At 46.9% G+C, this 22,472-nt stretch carries 24 protein-coding genes, 1 pseudogene and 1 riboswitch; of the genes and pseudogenes, 9 read left to right on the top strand and 16 right to left on the bottom strand.

Features of this window, described 5'->3' with window-relative positions; all coding sequences use genetic code 11:
• Positions 1-229: 229 nt before the first annotated feature.
• Positions 230-604: a single-stranded DNA-binding protein gene (locus tag EPH95_RS12065; RefSeq protein ID WP_142090313.1), complete on the top strand. Its 375-nt coding sequence runs from the start codon at positions 230-232 to the stop codon at positions 602-604.
• 495 nt (positions 605-1,099) lie between these two features.
• Positions 1,100-2,110 carry a spore germination protein gene (locus EPH95_RS12060; protein WP_160141748.1) on the top strand — a complete coding sequence of 337 codons (1,011 nt, stop codon included), beginning with the start codon at positions 1,100-1,102 and terminating at the stop codon, positions 2,108-2,110.
• 395 nt (positions 2,111-2,505) lie between these two features.
• On the opposite strand, the pseudogene EPH95_RS12055 reads toward EPH95_RS12060, so the two are convergent.
• Positions 2,506-3,653 (bottom strand): annotated as a pseudogene (locus tag EPH95_RS12055) (IS3 family transposase).
• Between the two features lie 29 nt (positions 3,654-3,682).
• On the opposite strand from EPH95_RS12055, the gene EPH95_RS12050 reads away from it, so the two are divergent.
• The gene (locus EPH95_RS12050; RefSeq protein WP_227003893.1) at positions 3,683-4,237 is read left to right on the top strand and encodes a spore germination protein; all 555 of its coding nucleotides are present in this window, start codon (positions 3,683-3,685) and stop codon (positions 4,235-4,237) included.
• On the top strand, positions 4,234-5,169 hold the full coding sequence (locus EPH95_RS12045) for a Ger(x)C family spore germination protein (RefSeq protein WP_142090307.1): 936 nt from the start codon (positions 4,234-4,236) through the stop codon (positions 5,167-5,169). The genes EPH95_RS12050 and EPH95_RS12045 overlap by 4 nt, the downstream gene beginning before the upstream one ends.
• A gap of 78 nt (positions 5,170-5,247) precedes the next feature.
• Here the strand turns inward: EPH95_RS12045 and EPH95_RS12040 are convergent, their stop codons facing one another.
• Positions 5,248-6,993, bottom strand: coding sequence for an IS1634 family transposase (locus EPH95_RS12040; protein ID WP_142087587.1), 1,746 nt, complete (start codon positions 6,991-6,993; stop codon positions 5,248-5,250).
• Between the two features lie 94 nt (positions 6,994-7,087).
• Between EPH95_RS12040 and EPH95_RS12035 the strand changes: the two genes are divergently transcribed.
• Genes EPH95_RS12035 through EPH95_RS12025 form a run of 3 tightly spaced genes read left to right on the top strand, consistent with a single transcriptional unit; the run spans position 7,088 to position 8,870 of the window.
• Positions 7,088-7,456, top strand: coding sequence for a Ger(x)C family spore germination C-terminal domain-containing protein (locus EPH95_RS12035; RefSeq protein WP_142090305.1), 369 nt, complete (start codon positions 7,088-7,090; stop codon positions 7,454-7,456).
• Positions 7,440-7,661 (top strand): hypothetical protein, encoded by a 222-nt coding sequence (locus EPH95_RS12030; protein WP_142090303.1) that lies wholly within the window; start codon positions 7,440-7,442, stop codon positions 7,659-7,661. The genes EPH95_RS12035 and EPH95_RS12030 overlap by 17 nt, the downstream gene beginning before the upstream one ends.
• Before the next feature lie 36 nt (positions 7,662-7,697).
• Positions 7,698-8,870 carry a GerAB/ArcD/ProY family transporter gene (locus EPH95_RS12025; protein WP_142090301.1) on the top strand — a complete coding sequence of 391 codons (1,173 nt, stop codon included), beginning with the start codon at positions 7,698-7,700 and terminating at the stop codon, positions 8,868-8,870.
• A 595-nt stretch (positions 8,871-9,465) separates the two neighbouring features.
• Here EPH95_RS12025 and EPH95_RS12020 read toward each other — a convergent pair.
• From EPH95_RS12020 to ribD, 10 genes are all read right to left on the bottom strand, one after another.
• A complete protein-coding gene (locus EPH95_RS12020) occupies positions 9,466-9,774 on the bottom strand; it encodes a hypothetical protein (protein WP_227003892.1) in 309 nt (102 codons plus the stop codon).
• A gap of 78 nt (positions 9,775-9,852) precedes the next feature.
• Positions 9,853-10,098 (bottom strand): hypothetical protein, encoded by a 246-nt coding sequence (locus EPH95_RS12015; protein WP_142090299.1) that lies wholly within the window; start codon positions 10,096-10,098, stop codon positions 9,853-9,855.
• Positions 10,099-10,227: 129 nt separating this feature from the next.
• The gene (locus tag EPH95_RS12010; protein ID WP_160141746.1) at positions 10,228-10,710 is read right to left on the bottom strand and encodes a hypothetical protein; all 483 of its coding nucleotides are present in this window, start codon (positions 10,708-10,710) and stop codon (positions 10,228-10,230) included.
• Between the two features lie 90 nt (positions 10,711-10,800).
• Entirely contained in the window at positions 10,801-11,790 is a 990-nt protein-coding gene (locus EPH95_RS12005; protein WP_142090295.1) for a zinc-dependent alcohol dehydrogenase family protein, read from the bottom strand.
• A gap of 99 nt (positions 11,791-11,889) precedes the next feature.
• Positions 11,890-12,663: a class I SAM-dependent methyltransferase gene (locus EPH95_RS12000; RefSeq protein WP_142090292.1), complete on the bottom strand. Its 774-nt coding sequence runs from the start codon at positions 12,661-12,663 to the stop codon at positions 11,890-11,892.
• 10 nt (positions 12,664-12,673) lie between these two features.
• A complete protein-coding gene (locus EPH95_RS11995) occupies positions 12,674-13,129 on the bottom strand; it encodes a nucleoside deaminase (RefSeq protein ID WP_142090290.1) in 456 nt (151 codons plus the stop codon).
• Between the two features lie 20 nt (positions 13,130-13,149).
• Complete coding sequence (gene ribH / locus EPH95_RS11990) at positions 13,150-13,623, bottom strand: 6,7-dimethyl-8-ribityllumazine synthase (protein ID WP_142090288.1); 474 nt, start codon at positions 13,621-13,623, stop codon at positions 13,150-13,152.
• A gap of 10 nt (positions 13,624-13,633) precedes the next feature.
• Complete coding sequence (locus tag EPH95_RS11985) at positions 13,634-14,830, bottom strand: bifunctional 3,4-dihydroxy-2-butanone-4-phosphate synthase/GTP cyclohydrolase II (protein ID WP_142091599.1); 1,197 nt, start codon at positions 14,828-14,830, stop codon at positions 13,634-13,636.
• The gene (locus tag EPH95_RS11980; RefSeq protein WP_142090286.1) at positions 14,830-15,489 is read right to left on the bottom strand and encodes a riboflavin synthase; all 660 of its coding nucleotides are present in this window, start codon (positions 15,487-15,489) and stop codon (positions 14,830-14,832) included. The genes EPH95_RS11985 and EPH95_RS11980 overlap by 1 nt, the downstream gene beginning before the upstream one ends.
• A complete protein-coding gene (gene ribD, locus EPH95_RS11975; protein WP_142090284.1) occupies positions 15,474-16,535 on the bottom strand; it encodes a bifunctional diaminohydroxyphosphoribosylaminopyrimidine deaminase/5-amino-6-(5-phosphoribosylamino)uracil reductase RibD in 1,062 nt (353 codons plus the stop codon). Before ribD ends, EPH95_RS11980 begins: the two co-directional genes overlap by 16 nt.
• Positions 16,536-16,683: 148 nt before the next feature.
• A riboswitch (FMN riboswitch) is annotated at positions 16,684-16,813 on the bottom strand.
• Between the two features lie 168 nt (positions 16,814-16,981).
• Between ribD and fdhA the strand changes: the two genes are divergently transcribed.
• On the top strand, positions 16,982-18,208 hold the full coding sequence (gene fdhA / locus EPH95_RS11970) for a formaldehyde dehydrogenase, glutathione-independent (RefSeq protein ID WP_142090282.1): 1,227 nt from the start codon (positions 16,982-16,984) through the stop codon (positions 18,206-18,208).
• 183 nt (positions 18,209-18,391) lie between these two features.
• Here the strand turns inward: fdhA and dhaM are convergent, their stop codons facing one another.
• Genes dhaM through dhaK form a run of 3 tightly spaced genes read right to left on the bottom strand, consistent with a single transcriptional unit; the run spans position 18,392 to position 20,305 of the window.
• Complete coding sequence (gene dhaM / locus EPH95_RS11965; protein WP_142090280.1) at positions 18,392-18,712, bottom strand: dihydroxyacetone kinase phosphoryl donor subunit DhaM; 321 nt, start codon at positions 18,710-18,712, stop codon at positions 18,392-18,394.
• Positions 18,709-19,323, bottom strand: a complete 615-nt coding sequence (dhaL, locus tag EPH95_RS11960) for a dihydroxyacetone kinase subunit DhaL (RefSeq protein WP_142090278.1) — start codon at positions 19,321-19,323, stop codon at positions 18,709-18,711. Before dhaL ends, dhaM begins: the two co-directional genes overlap by 4 nt.
• A gap of 10 nt (positions 19,324-19,333) precedes the next feature.
• Positions 19,334-20,305 carry a dihydroxyacetone kinase subunit DhaK gene (dhaK, locus tag EPH95_RS11955; RefSeq protein WP_142090276.1) on the bottom strand — a complete coding sequence of 324 codons (972 nt, stop codon included), beginning with the start codon at positions 20,303-20,305 and terminating at the stop codon, positions 19,334-19,336.
• A 166-nt stretch (positions 20,306-20,471) separates the two neighbouring features.
• On the opposite strand from dhaK, the gene EPH95_RS11950 reads away from it, so the two are divergent.
• Positions 20,472-21,368, top strand: coding sequence for a hydroxymethylglutaryl-CoA lyase (locus EPH95_RS11950; RefSeq protein ID WP_142090274.1), 897 nt, complete (start codon positions 20,472-20,474; stop codon positions 21,366-21,368).
• A gap of 189 nt (positions 21,369-21,557) precedes the next feature.
• Here the strand turns inward: EPH95_RS11950 and EPH95_RS11945 are convergent, their stop codons facing one another.
• Positions 21,558-22,469: a cation diffusion facilitator family transporter gene (locus tag EPH95_RS11945; protein WP_227003891.1), complete on the bottom strand. Its 912-nt coding sequence runs from the start codon at positions 22,467-22,469 to the stop codon at positions 21,558-21,560.
• Positions 22,470-22,472: the final 3 nt, after the last annotated feature.

Below are 22,472 nucleotides of genomic sequence, written 5' to 3'. Positions count from 1 at the left end.
TTTATAAATCTTTTGGATTATCTATTTAAAATATACCGGGACCTATGATATAATTATTTTGACTCCGCGAAAGGAGGTTTGCGATGGCAAGAAAAAGCTTTGGTTGAAACCTCATTCTCAACTCCGAACATTTTTGACAGCATTCCCCTCCGCTGTCAAACACCCACCTTATTTATTATCCCATAACGACTAGTTTCCTACAATTGAAAACGAGAAGGGTCGTGAAAAATTGTTAAATCAAGTCACATTGATCGGTCGTTTAACGAAAGACCCCGACCTAATGTTTACAAATTCCGGAGTCGCCTATGTAAAATTGTTCCTTGCCGTTCAGCGTCCTTTTAAAAATAACGAAGGTGTAAACGATGTTGATTTTATCCCTTGCACCATTTGGCGAAAACGGGCGGAAAACACGGCCAATTACTGCCACAAAGGCTCACTCGTCGCGGTCACGGGAAGAATTCAAATCAGGCAGTTTACGAACAAAGAGGAAGAAAAAGTGTTTGTTACGGAAGTCGTCGGAGAAGATTTGCGATTTCTGAAACTGGAATCTTCCCGCAGGCAGCAAGAACAGAAACAACAACAAACAGCAAATCAAACGCCTTAACGTAGAGACGTGCGTACAAGCCCAACCACTCTAAAAAACAAACAATCTCCATATAACAAGCCTTGTACGCCGGGACTGTATTGGGGGCTCTCTCACACATCTCCCAACCGTCCCATCTATTATAACAACAAGGTTGCTCGTTCTGGGGGCTGAAACATACAACTGATCGTTTCCCCTAACGGTCACATAGATAGACATCTACGAACATAGCCCATGGGCCAACCGATATTTCGGTGCCGCTAATCCTCGTTTGCCCCGCGCGCCACTTCACACTCTCCGCGCAATAAATTCCTCAACAGAAAAAATACATCAATGGCACCACCGTCCCTGGTGTGTAGGGACGGTTTTTTTCGTATGCCTTATGAACATATAAGGTTACATAAACCTCGCCGCAGAAATATTTCTATTGGGTTTCTTCTTTTGAATAATTATAGCCTTGTTCCTTCATAATAAACATCAAAGGATGAGTTGTGAGGTCTTCTTATGTACATATTCATGAAAAGAAAATACCGTGCCAAATCAAAAAAAATCGACCGTTCATTATATAAAGAACTATTTAAAAACATTGAGGAAGTAAAAGCGTACGTGGGCTGCAGTGCCGATCTGGTTGTGCGGCATTTCTTTCTGGGAAAAAATCAATCTAAATATGCGGCGATCATCTATATGGACGGTATGGTAGATCTAAGAGCGGTTGAAGAACTGATGGCTCATTCTGATTCAGTATCGATCGATCGAGATGTATGGGCGAAGGCACAAACTTATTTTGAACAATTTGGGGAAATAACCGAAATTGAACATTTTCAAAAAATGCTCAATCACCTTTTACAAGGGCACGCGATTTGTATCGTAGATGGATTCCCTTGTTGTATCGGGGTAGACATCAGTCAATGGGCCGAAAGGCAAATTGAGGAATCGAACGTAGAGAAGGTGATACGCGGTCCGAAAGAGGCATTTTTGGAGAATGTACGGGTCAACACCTCTTTAATCAGACGTCGGTTAAATGATGAAAATCTTTGGTTTGAATCCCGAACGCTTGGAAAGCGCACGAAAACAAAAGTGGTGCTTGGCTATTTAAATGGGGTGGCTGACGAAGCCGTACTCGCTGAATTGCGTACGCGCCTTGACCGTATAAATACCGATGCCATTAATTCTGGAGGCGAACTCGAAGAACTGATTCAAGATCAGTTTTACACTCCTTTCCCGACCGTCTATAGCACGGAACGCCCTGATACAGTTACAAGCCAGATTCTTGAAGGAAAAATCGCGATCATGGTGGATGGGACTCCGTTTGTTTTGGTTGTGCCTGCTCTTATGGTGCAGTTTTTTCAAAGTGCCGAAGACTATGCGCAACGTGCCGATATCGGGTCGGCAATTCGATTGTTGCGATATTTGTCGGTATTATTCGCTTTACTGACTCCTTCCTTATATATTGCATTTACAACTTATCATCAAGAGTTAATCCCATTTAACTTGCTGGTCAGTTTGACCGCGCAAAGCGAAGTGTAATGTAACCCTTTGTCAAGACACGAAAAATGATTTTTTAAGATAAATCCTCCCCTCTGAAATGGATTGCATTTGAACTTCATATAGCTCTTACTACTTGCTTCTGATATTTGTGGATTCCTCCCAGTTTCACCACTCGGATCCGCCGCCATTGACAGCTGTTTGGGTTCGTGGTGTGCATGTGATGGCGACTGGGTGAAAAAAGCTCAAAGAGCCATCAGCCGCATGCGAAGTTTACCACGAACCCATCGCTTCAAACCCGATCCTGCGGCGGGGCCCCGACCCCATCCGCCGGATCACGGAAGCGAACACAGCTGTCAATGGTACCCTTCGGCGGCTCCCAGCAAGGCGAAAACGAGCGATTTGTAGCGTCTGTTCCTTTCGCTAGAGTGGGTGCCTTAACGACCACATTCGCCAAAATAAATGCGTGCCGGTTCATAGTCTTCTAAAGCTTGATGAGGCCTGTTCCAGTTGTAATGAGACATATAAAGCTTGGTCATTTGCTTCAATTCCGAGACCGTTTCCGGACACAGGAGATAGAGTCTTTCCCATTTGTAACTCCGGAAAAACCGCTCTGTTCGGGCATTGTCTGTCGCTCGTCCCCTCCCGTCCATGCTGATTTTCACGGTTTCATAGCTTTTGATAAAGTCGATGTAATCGTTAGATGTAAACTGGCTTCCCTGGTCACTGTTGATGATGTCAGGTTTACCATAAGCGTTGATCGCCTCCGCCACGGCGCGTATGATAAAATCGGTATGCATCGTGTTGCTCAAGGCCCAACCCACAACGAGCCGTGAGAACCAATCGATGATGGCCACTAGGTACATAAAGCCTGTAGGCGTGCCGCAATACGTGATGTCAATGCCCCAAACATGATTGGGGTGGGTGATGCTCACGCCCCGAAGCAAGTAAGGATAGGTTCGTGCTTGTAAATCCCGTTTGCTCAAGTTCGGCCCAGGGTAAAAGGCGACAATGCCCATCTCTTCCATGTATCGGCGTGTACGTTTGAATCCTACATCGCTGAAGCCACGTTTATGCAGTTCTCCACGAATGCGACGACAGCCGAATGCAGGCTCATCATAGTGGATTCGGTCGATGGTATTTTTAATGGCAATTTCCTTCTGATCAGGCTGCTTAACGATGATCGGATGATAAGCCGTCGACCTGGATAGATCCAAAAGTTGACACTGGCGCTTAACGGAGATCTCTTTACTGTCAAAATCGATTACTGCTTTTTTCTCCTCCAATCCGAGACCTGTTTCTGTTTTTTTTGGAGCCAGTTCATTTCTACCGTAAGCTGACCGATTTGATTAATGAGCTCCTCCTTCTCAGCTTCATGCTCCTGCTTTAACTTTTCGGTTTTGGCAGCCTTTTTATCAAACACGGATGGCATATTATCCAGGAATTCCGTCCGCCATCGACTGATCAACTGTTGACTCACCCCATATTTTTGGGATATCTCTTTGAGGGTGCTTTCCTCTCTCAAAACTTCCAAAACAATCTTGGCTTTTTCTTCTGGGCTGTATGTTTTTCTTTTCTTACTCATAGCTATAGTTTATCTTATTTTTTCTCATTTTGTGTCCAACACCCTGGTTACAGTATAAAGGGACGCCTTTTCCCACCATTATAGAGGTTTTGATATTGGAGGTTACTTTTGAAATCATTAGAGAAGCAGGCATTCGCATGCCGCAACCCGTAGGCCAAGCATTATCGATTGTCGGCGCGCTCATTATTGGGACGGCTGTGGTAGAAGCGGGGATTATTTCGGCCGCAGTCGTCATCGTTGTTGCTTTTACAGCTATATGCAGTTTTATGTTTCCGGCATATGCCATCGGTATTCCGATTCGAATCCTTCGTTTTTTTTACATGTTGTTATCTGGAATTTTTGGGCTATATGGGCTATTTCTCGGATTCACCGTGATGGTTTTGCATTTATGCGGTTTAAAATCTTTCGGCGTCCCATATCTTTCAGGTCTATCACCGTTTATCCCAAGCGAACAACAAGATACGCTTTTACGTTTTCCAAAATGGATGATGAATTCACGGCCGCATTTACTGAGTAAAGAAGATGAAGTCCGTCAAGATACCCACAGACCGGCGCCTAACCATCACGAAGGGGATAGTAGATGAAAATTTGTATACGCAGTTTTCTCATTTTAATCATAGTTGTCTCGCTAAGCGGTTGTTGGGATCAATGGGAACTGAATGAAATCAGCATCATCAGTGGTATAGCCATCGATCAGGGGGATAATGGTGACTATGTGTTGAATATGCAGGTGATCAATCCGAGTGAACTCGCGATCACAGAAGAAGCTGCTGGCCTATCACCAGTTGCTATTTATGAAGTGTCGGGAACTACGATTCATGAAGCAGCGCGTGAGATTTTAAAAGAAGCGCCAAGGCGGGCGTATTTCTCGCACATGGCTTCTCTGATCATCAGCGAAGAAATTGCGGAGGAGGGCTTGGAGGATGTGATGGATTTTTTCTACCGGGATCATGAAGTTCGCAGTGATTATATGATCCTCATCGCCAAGGATGGATCCGCTCACGACATTTTAGAGATGGTGCCTCGGCTCGAGGGGGTAGGATCGATTAATATTTTGCATTCCATTGAACATGGAGAACAGAGCACTGCTTTGATTGACGGGGTCAGGATGGGAGAGCTTCTCCAAAAAACGCTGTCAGCGGGAGTGGAACCAAGCTTATTGGGGGTATCTGCGGTTGGGGATATGGAGAAAGCTCAGACCACGCAAAACGTCGAGTCAACCAAACCAAAAGGGCACCGGGTGTTGGATAGCACGGCGATCTTTCGAAATAATCAGTTGGTCGGGTGGTTGGACGAGAGTCAGAGCAAGGCGTTTCAGTATGCAGATGGTGCCGTACAAGATAGTGCTGAAAGTGTACCGTGTCCTGACGTTGGCACAATGGCAATCGAAAGTCTTCAAACAGAACCGGAAATTGTCGTTTCCATGGATAATGGACCCCAGATTTCGCGAGGGCAACATCCAGGTAATTTCTTTTGGTTGGTATGGACATGCCGTTCAGGGAATGAATGCCTTTGAATAATATGCACAAGACAAATGTTGAGCCATTCCCTCGTCATTCGACATCAAACGAGCAAAGGAATGCCCGAGCTATGATTACTGGCTATTGATTTCGACAGCTTTTGAGCTAAACGGTGTCGTATAAACGCTCCGATCCATCCCTAACAAACTGAGGATGCGGTCCAATTGCGGCTCATGATTATCCGGAAACAACCGTCGGAGTTGACCGTCGATCTCCATGTGAATAATATCGACGGTATCCAGCAGTTCTAAGACAGCTTCGCCCGTCGGGCGAATGCTTCGACGGCCACCGCCCCCCATCAAATTCAGGGGCTCGTCATCTGTTTCCATGCTTGTGCGAATGAGGTATTCGAACAGGGAATAAATCATCATACTCATCATCATCACATAAGCAAAAGCTTCGACACGGCGGGGTTTTTCCAAGAAAAGCCGTCGGACAAAAAACGGATCCTTGAGAAACCGGAAGCGATTTTCCACGGTTTGTTGGCCTTTATAGCCTTTCAATAGGTCCACGTCGGAGGCCGTGTCGTTGCCCGCATTGGTGACCAGGATAAAGATGGACGCTTCTTTGCGAAGCTGTTCGAGGGTCTCTTCCGACGGGGATTGCAGCTCTAATTGGGCACGATAGACGGTGACCGGCGGAGGCGGCGGTTCCCCTTTTTTGGGACGCCCGCGTTTCTCGCGTTTGCCGGGCACCTCTTCACGGACCACGGTGCCTTCAAACGTATGATACCCTTTGTGATGGTGCTTGAGAAAGTCGGCAAGCGCAGCTTCGGCATCGGCCTCACAAGCAAAGTCCCGGCTTTCCAGCTCTTTTTGCTCTTTGCGACAGCTTTGCTTTTCATTTTTGAGTTGGTTGTCGATCTTCTTTTTCTTCCGACCATCCATTTGATCGGATTGAACAACCAGAAACCGGTAGGGGTTTCCGTGCAGTTTCTCTTTGGCGGGATAGGTGTGATAAGAAGCCGCCCCTTTGCGGTTGACAAAGTGGCCAATATCTTCCCATTCATTTTCATCGTCCTTCAAGGCTTTTTCTTTCAGTGTTTTGGCCACTTTAAAATTTTCCGGCAACCGGGATAAAAACTGAAAATCTGGCTGATCCCCTTTGCCTTGGACCATTTTTAAATTGTCTTCGGTGACCAGTGCGCTGTCCGCGATAAAAATCGCTTGGGCCAACTGATCCGGCTCGTACCATTGTCTCAGAGCTTTCATGACTTTCGCGTTCCATGTTTTATCATCCTGATTGCCGTTTAAGACGTCGGCATAGACGGGGATGCCCTCCGGTGATGTCGTCAACCCGAATTTAATCTGCGGAGCATCCGGGCGATGATCTTTGGTGTGGCCATGGACGATTTTTAATAACGCCTCATCATCGGGGTCGTTTTTGGGTGCACCTGTATATACAAAGGACGTGGTATCAGCGTGCAGCCCTTCCCACGTAAGGTTGACGCAGGATTGCACCCCTTGAATGCTGTGCATACAAATCTCTTCAAGCCCGGCGTTATAAAGGGCATCTAAGGCCCGTCCCAGCGCATCATCATTGAAATCACTCGCAGTGACGCCTGGGCCGAACAGCAATTCAACATCTTGGTTTTCATAGAATGCTTCGACCTTGAAGAGGGGCTTACGATCAGACAATTGGTTGATGATCAAAGCGGCGATCCGTGTGCCCACGGACACTTGGCAATCTTCCTTTTTGACGGGAGAAAGTCTATCGATACGTTCGACCAATCCAGCTTCTTCAATCAATTGGCGAATCACGGGAGTGGAGCCGAGACGCACCGTTTGAAAGCCCGATATACCTTCCATGGATTCAGTCACAGGAATCACCTCAAAATCTGGCTTCCTTCTACACTTTGATACAAGAAGGCCAAATTCCTGCAAAAATTAAATTTGACGCTTAAACGGGCGCGAAATATGGGATGGACAGCCAATTGTGCATCTTAATCTAGAGATAGACGCGAATATATCCGAAGTCCATTGCAACGATTTCGATTTACGCCAAGAATCAACATTAAAAAAAGCAGAGAAACAAAATGATCAGGAAGTGACAAGAATGTTGGAGAACATGCTAGAAACCGTACAGACAAAGAGGGCGGATGTCCTTGGGTTCGGCCAGGAGATACACCGGCAAGCGCCTGATTATTGGCAGAATGTTGATGATTGGCCAGAGGAATTTTCCGATTTGCAAATTGAATTTTCCGTTCAAACTAATATTAAAGGAATCGGTGAAATAGACAATTCATTCAATGTACAGGAGCACGAAAATGGCGGCAGCACTTAAAGTAGCCGGGGCTGTGACCGTAGGTATGATCGTTTTGTACAGTCAAAAAAGCTCACTAAAGGCAAACGATGACATACATTTAAAATCGGCATTTTATTCATTGTGGGGGATGGCTATGATTTTATGGATACTGTTTCTGTTGGAAATTCCCATCCCCAGCTTGTCACGTTTGATGACCGCCCTCGCGGAACAATACTTCGACTGACGGAGACGATTCTTTCAAAAAGGGGCCTCAAGGATTTTGAAACAAAACATGATATCGGCTAATCAATTTTTCATTCTCATCCTTTTTACCATGTGCGGCACAAATATGATTACTATGCCTTTTTCATTGACAAATCAAGCGAATCAGGACGGCTGGTGGATTCCATTAATCGGGATGATTGCCGGGTTGCCGTTGGTATTACTGATCATCACGATCGCGCGCTGGTTTCCCAATGCTTCTTTGATCACGATGTTACAATGCCTGTTTGGCCACTGGCCAGGTAAATTGGCGGGGGTGCTTTTTTTATTTCTTCCGATATTGATCGCCCCGTCCCATATGGATTTCTTCGGTTCATTTATCAATACAAATATCTTGCCGAGCACACCTTTTGTGGTTGTCATAACGCTTTTCGCGGCAGTCGTTATTCTTGCTGTTTATCAAGGGATTGAGACATTTAGCCGGGCTGCGGAACTCATGCTTGTCTTCTTTTTGGGTGCCTTATGTTTTTTTACCATTTTCCTTCTTCCGGAAGCTGACCTTGGTTTTATCGAGCCCTTCTTCGAGCAAGCACCATCCCAATATATCAAGGCTGTTCTTTTTTTCATTGCTAAAGTGATTGGGAGCCATGCCATTTTATTTCTCATCATCTTCCCCCGTGCTGTACAAGACAAAAAGAGGGGAGAACAAGCTTTCATAAAGGGATATATCGTGGCTTGTTTGATCCTCTTTATTGCCACATTCTTTTCTGTTACGGTACTAACTCCCGAAGTCACGACGATCACGCTTTTTCCGGGTTTTGCCCTGTCTCAAGAGATAAACATAGGTGATATGATTGAAAGGCTTGAATCGTTACTTTATATCATTTTTTACGTCACGTTTTTTTTTAAAATGACGATTTATCTCTATGCAATATCAATTACAGTTGCAGAAATCATAAAAGCAAAAGATTACCGCCCACTTGTGATTCCGATTGGAATGATTCTGGTCGCCTTGGCTAATACAGAAAATCAAAATATCATTGAGGAGTATGATTTCTACTATTATGGCTCGATGATATTAATTGTTGTTATCGGGGTTTTGCTGCCTTTGTGTATGTTCGTTGTTGGGCTTGTGCAAAGAATCTGGAAGAAGCAGCCGATCTTTCCGAGGCATACTTCTAGCCGAGCAAGCGGATATTCCGAAAAAAACCACAGGTCCAGTGCGCGTTAAATATCTCAAATCAATGCGATTGCGGGTGCCCTATTTACGAAGAACATCTGAAAGCAGAAGTTATGCAAGAATTTGACCTGATTCCTAAGGGTGCCATCTTACTCAACATAAGCGCTTCGCTCGTATTGCCTAAGATCAAAATTTTGAAATCTGTTCAAACCTAAAACTTCCTTTCGTCGGTCACTCCGACAATTGATGTGAACTGGATGCCTTGGGTCAAAAGAAGGGATCTCCATCTACTTTTCCCACCCTTTTGCATCGTACGAGCGTGGCTCCAATGAGCCCTAATGAACTGATACAACGATTTATCAAGAAAAGCAAAGCGAACCATGCGCACGGACGAAAAGCTACAAAACGTCGAAAGCATGGATGAATGGGCTGCCACGTAAAATCTTAGGCTATGGAGCGCCGAAGATGTTTTCGCACGAGCCATCGACACCCTGTGTCACGGTCCATGATGGAAGTGTTGCATTTAATATTGCAATTTACGACATCTTTTTATTGCCCAAACGCGCCTCTTTTCTTGAATAGTGTCTCGTTTCACTGCCGTCCGCTAAAATGACGGGTGATGACCAGCCCTTCTTATGCCCCAAAGCTAATCATTTTCCTGCTTGGATGGGTACAATTTTAATTTATCTAAATCAATGACAAAATTACTATGCTTTAATATTTCTAACCCAAGCAATGCACTATGTTCTTGAGGCAACATTCCTACATCTATTTGAGCGTCTCTTTTAGTGAATGCGTCTATCTGTATTTGATCCATTCTTTTTGTATAAAATGGAACGCTGCCACCAATACCATATGCCTCATAAATCGTGTCTCCATTTTCATATGTTACTCCGATTGATTCTAAAATCTGGTGAAATAACAGTATGGGATGATCCGGTATCCACAACCACATCGTCTATCTTTAATGCTTCCCCACGGAATGTGACAGTTAAAGAGGTCGTGATAAGTTGTCCATCATAAAATAGCTCCATTAGATCCTTCTCACTTTCATTAGAGGATCTCTACGTATATGGATGACAAAATTATTATTCCCTGTATGATAAACCATCGTTCCCTCTTTTGCATTAAAAAACTCTTTATTTGCATCTTCATCTTTGATTGGTCGAATTGGAGCAACCTCGTCCACTATCTTCTTGTCACCTTCGTAATGATAATCCAAAATGGAAACCAACAGAAACTGATCAGGAAATAGTTCACGAGCTTCTTCCCATTTCATTTTGCGTCCCTCCATATCTCCATTATAAATGAGAGTTACAGTACAGCAATGAATAAGTACAAAATAATTTCATCTTTTGCGGAAGACTCGAAAGGTGGAAAATTAAATCATAGGCATCTCAATCCTATTTTAATCATAACCTCCCATCGGTTCAGGAAGTTCTTGGTATTCTTCGGTTGGCTCAATATATTCATCGTGGACATATTGAATAAATTCGCTCAACTTTTCATCCGTATCATCGCACATTGCCGAAATCCAATCCTTTTCAATTGTTTCTTCATCAATGGTAATGGTCAAGTGATTTTCCCCATGTGGGTCTACACATTGCGTATCACTGACATAGTTTGGTGTATTTAGAATATCGACGTTTCTCATTTCATCATAAATGGATTGCCTCTCTTCGGGTGACAACTCAAAATCTGTAGTTACATCACCATCGGACGCTAAATCCTTGGTATAGGTGTCTTCATACGTATTAATTTCATTCGCTGCACTGTAACCATACTTCAAGGAAAAATCGAACTCATCAGGCATTTCTTCGGGGAGTTCACTAACGCTTTCTTCTGTAGTATCACTTCCATTTTCGCATGCAATCAACAGGAAAGCTGTCACGATAAAAAAACCATCGGTTTCAGCGTTGAGATAATACCACCTTCCCTCATTTCTCAACAATCGCGTTCTATTCTGGAACAAGCAGTTCTGTCAGTTCGTTAAAATCACCTTGCCTTGATTTCCTTCCGAAGATTCAACGATCCTAACAGCTTCCTGTATTTCCGATAAGCTGTAACAGGAGTTAGGTCTCATAAGCCTTAGCTTTTTATCTTTAACCAATGTTATTAGATCGTTAAATGTCTTCTGCCAAGCACTTGCAGAGACTCTTTTATTCCAATGCCGCAAATGAAATAGTTTTGCCTTCACATTTGTCTCATTGCTAATCCTTGCCCAGTCTACTTGGATTCCTGATAAAAGACCTAGGGTTAAAAAGGTACCTTCAGGACGAACGCAAAATGCTAAGTCGTTACCGGCTGAACCTCCAATTGAATCAATAGCTGCATTGGCTCCAATCCCATCAGTTAAATTCATAACTGTTTCGTGTAATGGATTTATCGAAGTATTAATCACACAGGAAGCACCAAGCCTTAGTAGGCCTTTTGAATATTTATCATTTCTGGTTATCGCAATTAGCCGGAAGCCCAACACTTTAGATAATTGGGCAAAAAAATACCCAATTGATGAACCGCAGGCATTGACTAAGAGGACATCATCTGGTCTTAACCTTAACTCTTGGGTACAGATAACCCAAGCTGTAATTGGATTTATGTACATTTGCGCAGCTGTAAAGTCATCAATAGATTTTGGAATTGTCACTGTATAATCTGCTGATGTTTTAACGAACTCCTGCCAGGTACCTTCGCCCCTCAAAGGCAAAACACGCCTTCCGACAAGGCTTTGAGATACTGAGGAACCTACGTCTTCAACAATTCCAACTCCCTCATAACCAGGAATATTCGGTAAAGAAATTCTGTGAGAGTAAGCACCTCTTATCGGTATTAAATCGGATGGGTTGATTGGCCTGGCTACCATCCGTACAAGTACCTCGTTTTCCTTTGGGGATTGAATGTCTTTATATTCAACTTTAAGTACTTCTTGGGGGTCACCAAATTCAGTGAATTTGAGACATTTAGCTTTCAAGAAATCCCCTCCCGACAGTTCTCTGGTCTTCCGCAATATGGCTCTTCGTATAATTGAACAAAGCAATGCCCGAAAATGGCATTACTTTGAATTGATCTGTCATTTCCCCGCGTGCAACAAAATGGATTCCCCGTCAAAACTGCTTACGTTTCCTTCACCATCGTATTGGATATTGAACTTTTGCTGGACCGATGGCGGGGATTCGACCATGTTCTGCCGCAGTTTTGTTCTTGTTTTTTCCGTGACGTCGAGACGGTCACACCAATCTTGAAATTCAAATGTTTTACGGAATCGTTGGACATATTGAACAGTAAAGCCGACTGCCTCGACTTTCGCGATCCATTCGCTTTTTTTCCATGCTCGGATATGGCTTGGGTCGCGAAGTTTTTCGACCTTATTATAAAACGTGTCAAACATGTCTGCTTCCGGGGCTGTGTTATCCAGCAAGAAAAAAGAGCTTCCGGGCTGTAACACCCGGAAGGTTTCCTGCAAAAATACGTCCGGACGGGAAAAATGATGGGCGGCGATTCTGCAGATCGCTGCATCGAATGCTTCATCAGGGAATGGAATGGCTTCGGCGTCCCCTTCGACGAAACCAACGTTGCCATGTCCGTTTCCGCGAATGAACGTTTCCGCCGATTCCAACATTTCCACGGTTACATCCATGGCGACCACTTCTTTTGCCAACGGTGCCAGGGCGTTTGCCACGTGCCCGCCACCCGTGGCAATATCGAGCACCTTTTTCTCACCGGTAAGGTTGATCGTTTCAGCCAGGGCCTGCAAATCTTTTCCTTTTGCGTGAAGGGCGCTATCCACATATTTTTCTGCTGAAGCGGAAAATGTTTGCTGGACGGCTTTATGTTTGTTATTCATCGCATTTGCCTCATTTCCGGTTTTTCCAAACGTCATAGGGGTGGCGTTCCACATGGCTTGGTTTGAGAGGGATAAACGCCACGTCCCTTTTATCGCTTGGTTTAGCTACTTGTTCGTATATATACGGCGAAGCCAAATCATAGTCAACCGCTTCCTCGAGGGAGTAAGCGACATAAACATCTTGGATGCCGGCAGCATAGATAGCGCCCAAACACATCGGGCAGGGCTCTCCACTGGCATACAGTTCACATCCTGCCAAACTCTCGCTGCGAAGGTTTTTTCCCGCCGTTCGGATAGCAAGCAACTCCGCATGGGCCGTTGGATCATTTCCGTTTGTTGCTTCGTTGGCTTCCTCACTAACCATTTCCCCATCTTTCACGATAACTGCTCCAAATGGAGTGTTGCCATGCTCCACCGCTTCACAGGCAAGTTGAATAGCTCTTTTCATAAATGCTTCTTTTGACATGTTCTACCCCCGGCTGCACGTTATTTTTGATTTAATTCTTTTGTAAGGTTCGCCATTTCAATCGCGGCGGTTGCGGCTTCCGCCCCTTTATTTCCTGCTTTTGTGCCGGCACGCTCGATCGCTTGCTCAATGGATTCCGTTGTAATTACACCGAAAATAACCGGTGTATCGGAAGAGAGCGACAGAGAGGATACCCCTTTCGAGACTTCATTACACACGTAATCAAAATGAGGCGTTGAGCCGCGGATGACCGTGCCAAGTGTAATAATCGCATCGTATGGCTTGTGATTCAGCATCTGTTTTGCGGCAAATGGGATCTCAAAGGCGCCGGGAACTTTGGCGACATCAATGTTTTCCGAACTTGCCCCGTGCCGGACCAGCGTTCCTTCTGCACCTTCAAGGAGCTTGCTTGTAATGAATTCATTAAAACGACCGACGACAATTCCTATTTTTACATCTGTTGCTACCAAGTTTCCTTCAAATATTTCTCCCATGATTAACCTCCTAAAATTCCAGCAAATGTCCGAGTTTATGAAACTTCGTTTTCAAATAAGATTCGTTGTGTTCCACAGGAGGCAGTTGCAAGCCGATACGTTCGTCCACGTGGATGCCGTAGCCTTCGAGACCGCTGATTTTCCATGGATTATTCGTTAACAAACGCACTTTTTCAATCCCCAAATCCCGCAAAATTTGAGCGCCGATGCCATAATCGCGCAAGTCAGCGGAATACCCGAGTTCCTCATTGGCATTTACCGTGTCATATCCCTCTTCTTGCAGTTTGTATGCGCGAAGTTTATTCATGAGGCCGATCCCCCGGCCTTCCTGGCGCATATAAAGCAATACGCCCCGACCTTCTTCTTCAATTTTTTCCAAAGCCGCGTGCAGCTGTGGTCCGCAATCGCAGCGTTCAGACCCGAATACATCACCGGTCATGCATTCCGAATGAATTCGGACGAGGACCGGAGCCCCGTCGGTAATATCCCCTTTAACGAGCGCAATGTTTTCCTGGCCTTCATCTTCATCTGTATACCCAACCGCCCGAAAGGAACCAAATTTCGTTGGCAGTGCAGTTTCCACCTCTCGATGCACGAGCGAATCATTTTCGCGCCGATAATGAATCAAATCGGCAATGGTAATCATCGGGATGTCGTACTCATCAGCAACGACTTTTAAATCCGGCACACGAGCCATCGTTCCGTCCGCATTCATGACTTCGCAAATCAACCCTGCCCTCGCGTCTGAACCGGCGATTCTCGCGAGGTCCACAGTTGCTTCCGTGTGGCCCGCGCGCTTAAGGACACCGCCATCCTGCGCTACAAGGGGAAAGATGTGCCCGGGTCGCTTAAAGTCAGCAGCTCTCGCGGTATCGGAGGCGAGTGCACGCACCGTTTTTGCCCGTTCCTCGGCAGAAATGCCTGTTGTAGATTCGTGGTAATCCACGCTAACCGTAAACGCCGTGCCGTGGGGGTCTGTGTTGTCATGAACCATTTGCGAAAGCGACAAATGGTCCGCTCGCTCCCGTGTAATGGGGGCGCAAATAAGCCCGCGGCCATGTTTGGCCATAAAATTTACCGTATCGGCAGTCGCGGTGCTCGCGAGTGCCACCAAATCACCTTCATTTTCACGATCTTCATCATCGCAAACGATGATGACTCTCCCTTCGCGGAGCGCTTTAATCCCCTTTTCCACCGAATCAAACATCATCCTTCCCTCCTTTCGTAAAACCCATTTTTCTCAAGAAGCGCATCAATTGTTTGCTCCGGCTGATCGTTCGCCGGCTGCAATAATTTTTCTACATATTTGCCGATAATATCCGTTTCTATATTCACGTGATCCCCTACAGATTTGCTGCCGAGATTCGTTTCCGCGAGCGTATGGGGGATGATCGCGACGATAAAGCTATCGGCATGCTCATGAGCGACCGTTAGACTGATGCCATCCACGGCCACCGAGCCTTTTTGCACGATATAGCGCAGTAAGCCCCCCTCCACCTTAATCTGAAAATTCACCGATTCGCTTTCGGTTGTGCGTTGAATAATCTCCCCGACCCCATCGGTATGGCCCGCGACGATATGTCCGCCGAAACGATCGGCAGCTGCCATGGACCGTTCCAGGTTGACCGGATCATTGTGCCTGAGTTGGGATAAGGTCGAGCTCGCAAACGTTTCCTTCATGATATCAGCCGTAAATTGTGCCCCCTGGATCGAAGTAACCGTAAGACACACTCCGTTCACGGCGATGCTGTCCCCGATCCGGGCGTCTTCCAATACGTGGGCACAATGGATGGTTACCAGCCCTTTTTGTCCGGTCCGGACAATGTCTTTGACCACCCCTACTTCTTCAATCAGCCCTGTGAACATGATGCATCCCCCTTCTTTGTTGTCGCTGTAATTTTAATATCTCCGCCGACCATTTGTGTATGCTCCACCTCGAGTTCCGTGTTCGCGGCATCTGCACTGAATAATTTTGGAGCGACATAGGAGATGTAGCGTTGGACTTGATTTTCAGCTATAAATGCGGAAATAATCGTTTGCCCGCCTTCGACCAGAACGGTTTGAATGTCGGCCCGGCCGAGTTCCTCGAGCACGCTTTTCGCGGTTATCGTTGACATCGAAATGACTCGCGCACCTTTTTGTTCTAATGCAGATGCGTGGTTCGATTCCCGGCTTTCTTCCGTAAAAATCCATGTAGGAGCCTTTCCATCGGTAACAAGCTGGGCAGCCAATGGCGTTCGCAAATGGCGGTCGAGCACAACCCTGATCGGGTTTCTTCCTTCGATTTCCAAACGGGTGGTGAGTGCCGGGTTGTCATTCAATGCAGTTTCAACACCTACGAGAATAACATCATGAATATGGCGAAGTTGATGGACCTCTGCAAGCGCAGCTTTCCCGGTGATCCATGGGGATACGCCCTTCGGGGATGTCATTGCCCCATTGAGAGTGGAAGCTGTTTTAACAGTCACATAAGGCTTCCCGGTTTGCACGTAATGAAAAAACGCTGCATTTAGTTTTTCCGCTTTCTCTTCCAATACGCCAACCTCGGTCTCCACCCCGGCGTTCCGAAGCGCTTCGATGCCACTCCCGGCCACTTCCGGATTCACATCCTTTGCGGCGACGACGACACGCGCAATGCCCGCTTCTATTATTTTCTCTGAACAAGGCGGCGTGCGTCCGTGGTGATTACAAGGTTCGAGCGTCACATACATGGTTGCGCCACCCGTACGCCCCTCCGCCATTTTCAAGGCATGAACTTCGGCATGAGCTTCCCCGGCACCCATATGAGCACCGGTCCCGACAATCCTCCCGTTCTTTACAATGACAGCGCCCACCATCGGATTTGGCGATGTCTGCCCTTCCATCGCAGCGGCCAAATCCAAGGCATGCTGCATATACCAATCATCATTCATGGCCAGCGGTCTCCTTTTTTTCAGGGACAAAAAAACCCCGGAGTTCGTGGACTCCGAGGTTTCGTTTTTTGATGAGGATCGAATACGCATGAAAGACGTATTGCAATCGTACATAAACTTCAAGCACCGCTCGCTTGAAGATACGCATCTTAAACTTCTCCCATCCAGACTTTCACTGTCGGCTCTGGAGTTCCACCAGATCCACCGTTTTGCAAGCGCAAACCGGGTCACGGACTGTCACCGCCGGTAGGGACTTTCACCCTGCCCCGAAGTTTTTTTATAAAAATGTTTGTAATTACTTTATCATTTTACTCCATGAATCATCAAGTGAAACGTTTCACTCCTTAAAAAAACTTCGATATTCTCCGAAAAATATGATTTAAATGCCAAATATGAGGGTATAGCATTGTTAAGCTCGTTCTAACACGGGTTCAATCATTACCTTTATTGGAGGGGTATCATTGGCAAATAACAAAGGCGTGGTTTATCAAGGTGATGGGAAAGTGACCGTTGAGGATATCGGATACCCGGAGTTGGTTCTTCGGGACGGCCCAGGTGTTCCAAAAGAAAATGTAGGCCGCAAATGCGAACACGGCGTTATTTTAAAGGTGATCACAACAAATATTTGCGGAAGTGACCAACACATGGTGCGTGGACGAACAACGGCGCCAAAAGGGTTGGTGCTCGGCCATGAAATTACCGGAGAGGTTGTTGAAACCGGTCGCGATGTGGAATTCATCAAAAAAGGCGACATGGTCTCCGTCCCCTTTAATATCGCGTGCGGGCGTTGCACCATGTGCCAACAACAAAAAACACATATTTGTCTCAACGTTAATCCAGAACGTCCGGGATCTGCCTATGGATATGTCGATATGGGCGGCTGGGTTGGCGGCCAATCCGAATATGTGATGGTGCCCTATGCCGATTTCCAGCTACTAAAATTCCCGGATAAAGAGCAGGCCATGGAGAAAATACTGGATCTAACGATGCTCACCGATATCTTCCCGACCGGTTTTCACGGTGCCTATTCTGCCGGAGTTTCGATGGGATCCACGGTATATGTGGCAGGCGCGGGACCTGTAGGACTGGCGGCGGCACATTCTGCCCAGTTGCTTGGTGCCTCCACGGTGATTGTCGGTGATCTCATTGAAGAACGTCTCCGACAGGCGGAAAGCTTTGGTTGCGAAACCGTTAATTTACAAGAGCACGACCGGCTCGGTGAACAAATTGAGCAAATATTGGGCGTTCCGGAAGTGGATGCCGCGGTTGACGCGGTTGGATTTGAAGCCTCCGGCCATGGCGAAAGCGGCGAACAACCGGCCGCCGTTCTAAACGCCATTATGGATGTCACCCAAGCCGGCGGCGGGCTTGGCATACCAGGATTGTATGTCACCGAAGACCCGGGCGCACAAGATAAAAATGCGCAAAAAGGATCGTTAAACGTCCGCTTCGGACAAGGGTGGGCGAAAGCTCATACCTTTGTTACCGGGCAGACACCGGCGATGTATTATAACCGCGGTTTGATGAAATCCATTTTATCGGGCAACGCGCAAATCGCGAAAGCCGTCAACGCTCAAGTTATTTCCTTGGATGAAGCACCGGAAGGCTACGCGGATTTCGATCAGGGGGCTCCGAAAAAATTCGTGATCGACCCGCACGGATCCCTTAAATAAGGTTCGCCACCCTGGGATTAAAAGGGATGGGACCATGAAAAGGGATATTCCCCCCTTTCGGGGTTCCATCATCCGGGGGCGGGGACGCATACGCCCCCCCCCGCTTTTTTCATCCTTCTTTGCTATACCCTTCTTCTGCTTCTCTTTTGACTTGCTCAAGCGTTGGCGAACCCAACCCGGCGGTCACTGTCGCCACGTACCCCCTTCGATGAGCGGAGCATTGCAAATCGCCATTTTTCGTTCTTCGTGCATTTCCTGCACCATTTCCGCATTCATTTTCGCACTTCCGATGTCATAAAAAATAAGAATAGCGTCTTCCGGATCAATTTCGTTTACGACTGCTTCAATACGGTCAACACTTGTGCCCATTTCGCCACCATCAAGTCCTCCGCAAGCATAAATGCCTACATCCGGATTCGCTTGCTGAAGCAGTTCCCGGGCACCTTCCGCCAATGCCTCTACGTGCGAGATTAAAAGAATTGCGACGCGATTCTCTGCCATCATCCTCCCCCCTCATTCATCGTATTCGCCAGTGCTTGAAACAAATAAAAACTGGATACTGCTCCAGGGTCGACATGTCCCACCGTTTCCTCGCCGAGCAGTGCTCCCCGCCCTTTCTTTACGACCATGTTCTCGGTTTCTTTCATCCCTTTTTTCGCAGTGTCCTCGATTTTCTTCCAATCCGGTTCATTTTCATCAAACATTGCTGCCACCGGAGACCAAACATCCAACAGCGTCCCTTCTCCAGCCTGCGTTTTTCCCCTTTGTGCGATGCCTTCCACTGCTTTTGCCATCCCAGACACCCACGCGGGACCATCTACGTGATCCACCTCTTTCCAGGCCGATCCCAGGCGCATAAAAGCGGTCCCGTACAATGGGCCGGAAGCACCGCCAACGTTCGAAACGAGCGTACTTCCGATTTTTTGCATCAGTTGGGACAGGGCTAAATCCTGCCATTCATCCAACCCTTCCATAACTGCACGGAATCCTCGTTCCATATTTACACCATGATCACCGTCCCCCACGGCTTGATCCAGCTTGGATAACTCATCTTTATGTTCTGCCAGCATTTTTGCTGTTTGCCGCATCCACTGCGCTGCCTGTTCGTTATTCATCCTTTACCTCCTAACATTGCGTCCATTGAACGGTGTGTACCGGTGCCTGCAAATATGACGATAATTCATCATCAACGGCCAGCAGGGTTAGGGACACCCCTGCCATATCAAGACTTGTCATATAATCACCGACATAAGTGTGTTGGATATCCCGATCCAATTGCTTGATCACGTCATTGGCAAACACATGCTGCTCCATAAGCGGCGTACTGCCCATGCCGTTGATCAAAAGTGCCAACGGCGCTGCCGAAGGGATTTCTTTTAAAACAGATTCCAGTAAAAGTTGCGCTGTTTTTTCGGAGCTCGCCACTTCCCGACGATCCATGCCCCGTTCTCCGTGAATCCCAATCCCTACTTCCATTTCATCTTCGGCAAGGTCAAAACTCGGCTGAGCAACCGCCGGCAATGTGCAGGGCGTAAGGGCAACACTCATGCTCCGCACGCGGCTTACCGTCTTTTCGGCAATGCGCTTGGCGTCTTGCAAGGACGCCCCGGTTTCCGCGAGCGCACCCGTAATTTTTTGAACGAGCACCGTTCCGGCAATGCCGCGCCGTTGATCGGGATCATTAACGGCAACATCATCATTAATGATGACCATCTCTGTTTTGATCCCTTCTGCTTCAGCCATTTCTTGTGCCATTTCCCCGTTCATTACGTCTCCATTGTAATTTTTTATAAGCAACAATACGCCTTCTCCTTGATCAGCTGCTTGAATAGCCGCGAAAAACTGATCTGCTCCCGGTGACGTGAACACCTCGCCAGCCACAGCGGCATCGAGCATTCCTTTCCCGACGTAACCTGCGTGCGCGGGTTCATGGCCGCTTCCCCCTCCGCTGACGAGGCCGACTTTTTGCGGAGGGCTCGAGCGACGAACAATGACATCCGTCCCTTCCAGACGTTGAATCAAGGTACCGTTTGCCGCGACGAGACCATCCAGAAAAGAGGAAACAATTCTTTCCGGATCATTCATTAATTTTTTCATGTATATCCCTCCGGGTAGTAGTATGTATGGGTTGTATACCCGTTAATCAAGAGTAGAAATCTTGAAAAAGAAGCGAGTGCATTTATTATACCCGATATAGTCGATGATTACAGGGGGAAATCCGCATGTTAAAATAAGAATAGTTCAAAACTTAGGAGATGACGCTATGATTCATTTATGCGAAGTCGGGGCAAGAGATGGTCTTCAAAATGAAAAAAAGCACGTAGCCACAGAAGATAAGGTTGCACTCATTGAGCAGCTTATGGACGCAGGTGTCAAAAAATTCGAAACAGCATCCTTTGTAAATCCGAAAGTCGTCCCGCAAATGGCAGACGCCGAGGCAGTGATGGCAGCACTTCCGGATAGGGATGACATTACGTATGCCGGCCTCGTGCTCAGCCGTTCCGGCTTGGAGCGCGCACTCGCTACCAAGGTCGATCGTTTGCATATCACGGCGGCCACAAGTGATACCTTTAATCAGAAAAACGTCCGGCGCACGGTTTCAGAAAGCGTGGAGGAACTGTCGGATGTGGTTGAAGATGCCAGTGCCGCGGGACGCCCTTCAGCCGCGATCCTTTCTACCGTTTTCGGGTGCCCTTATGAAGGGGAGGTTGCCCGCGATCGAGTTTTCCGTGCCGCGGAAGCGTTCCTGGGTGCCGGGGTACAAGAAATCGTACTTGCTGATACGACCGGCATGGCAAATCCCGTTCAAGTGAAGGAAACGGTAACGGAATTTAAAAAGTATTTCGGGGATGAAGTTCCTTTAGGCCTCCATTTTCATAACACACGCGGGCTCGGCCTTGCCAATGTAGCTGCCGGTTATGAAGCCGGTGTGCGCATGTTCGACGCGGCGCTCGGCGGACTCGGTGGCTGCCCCTTCGCCCCGAATGCCGTTGGAAACGTGGCAAGCGAAGATATGATTCATATGTTCCAAGAAATGGAGATAGAAACCGGCATCGACCTCGAAGTGATGCTCAGCACATCCAAATGGTTAGAAACCGTTATGGAGAAAACACTCCCGGGCATGGTAATGAAAGCAGGACCAGCATCCCAATTGGCATGAAGAGGAGCGCCTATCGATGTTTCAGCGCTCGCTCCGGTTTCAGATCGTTGGGGAGCACCTAGTGGTCATTAAGAGCAGCCCTATCCCGAGCTGCTTTTTCTTTCACATCTTTTCATTTGTTCTTTTGTGATGTGTCTCAATGATTAATCAAACGCTTATTTAAACGGAAACGGCGGACGATTTTAATGTTTAAGGGGATGGATGTGGATTGGAACACATTGTCGTACACTCCATACCTTCGCCTTCGATTTGAATGACTGCGTGTGAGATGTGAAATTCTTTTTTTAACATGTGGGTGGCTTCTCGGAGCAATGCATCGCGGTCTGCTCCATCCCCCACAACGAGGTGGCAACTTAATGCCGGGAAATCTGAAGTGATCGACCACAAATGCAAATCATGCAACGAATGGACATGAGGCAACTCTTTTAATTGCTTTTCAACCTTTTGCAAGGATATGCCCGGTGGTTTTCCTTCCATCAAAACATGTGCCGATTCCTTCACAATCCGAAACCCAGCCGTTAAAATCAACAAAGCCACCACTATGCTAATAATGGGATCGGCAAGTGTCCAATTGAAAAATAAAATCAGCAACCCTGCAACCAGCACACCGATGGTACTGACGATGTCTCCGAGTACGTGAAAGAAGGCGCCGCGCAAGTTCAAATTCCCTTTCACATCACCCCCGCGCAAAAATATCCACGCGATCAGCAAATTGATGACAAGGGCAAAGCTTGCAAACGCCAACACCCCTCCACCTGCAACTTCGGGAGGTTCCTGAAAACGTTGAATCGCTTGCCAGAGAACAAACCCGGAAATCCCGACCAACACTGCTCCGTTGACAAGCGCCGCGAGAATCTCGAATCGACGATAACCAAACGTTTTGCTTTTGCTTGCTGCCCGCTCTCCGACTTTAAACGCGATAAGGGCGAGGCCAATGGCAAAAAAGTCGCTCAGCATATGCCCGGCGTCTGCCAAAAGTGCCAGGCTGTTCGTTAACAAACCTCCGATCACTTCCACAATGACGAGGGTAAATATCAATATTAAAGCTAACAAAAGCGCTTTTTTATTATCGGTATGATGATGGTGATGCTCATGAGACAATTC

Source organism: Salicibibacter halophilus (assembly GCF_006740705.1).
Taxonomy (GTDB): Bacteria; Bacillota; Bacilli; order Bacillales; family Marinococcaceae; genus Salicibibacter; species Salicibibacter halophilus.
This window is presented reverse-complemented; position numbering and strand designations above follow the sequence as displayed.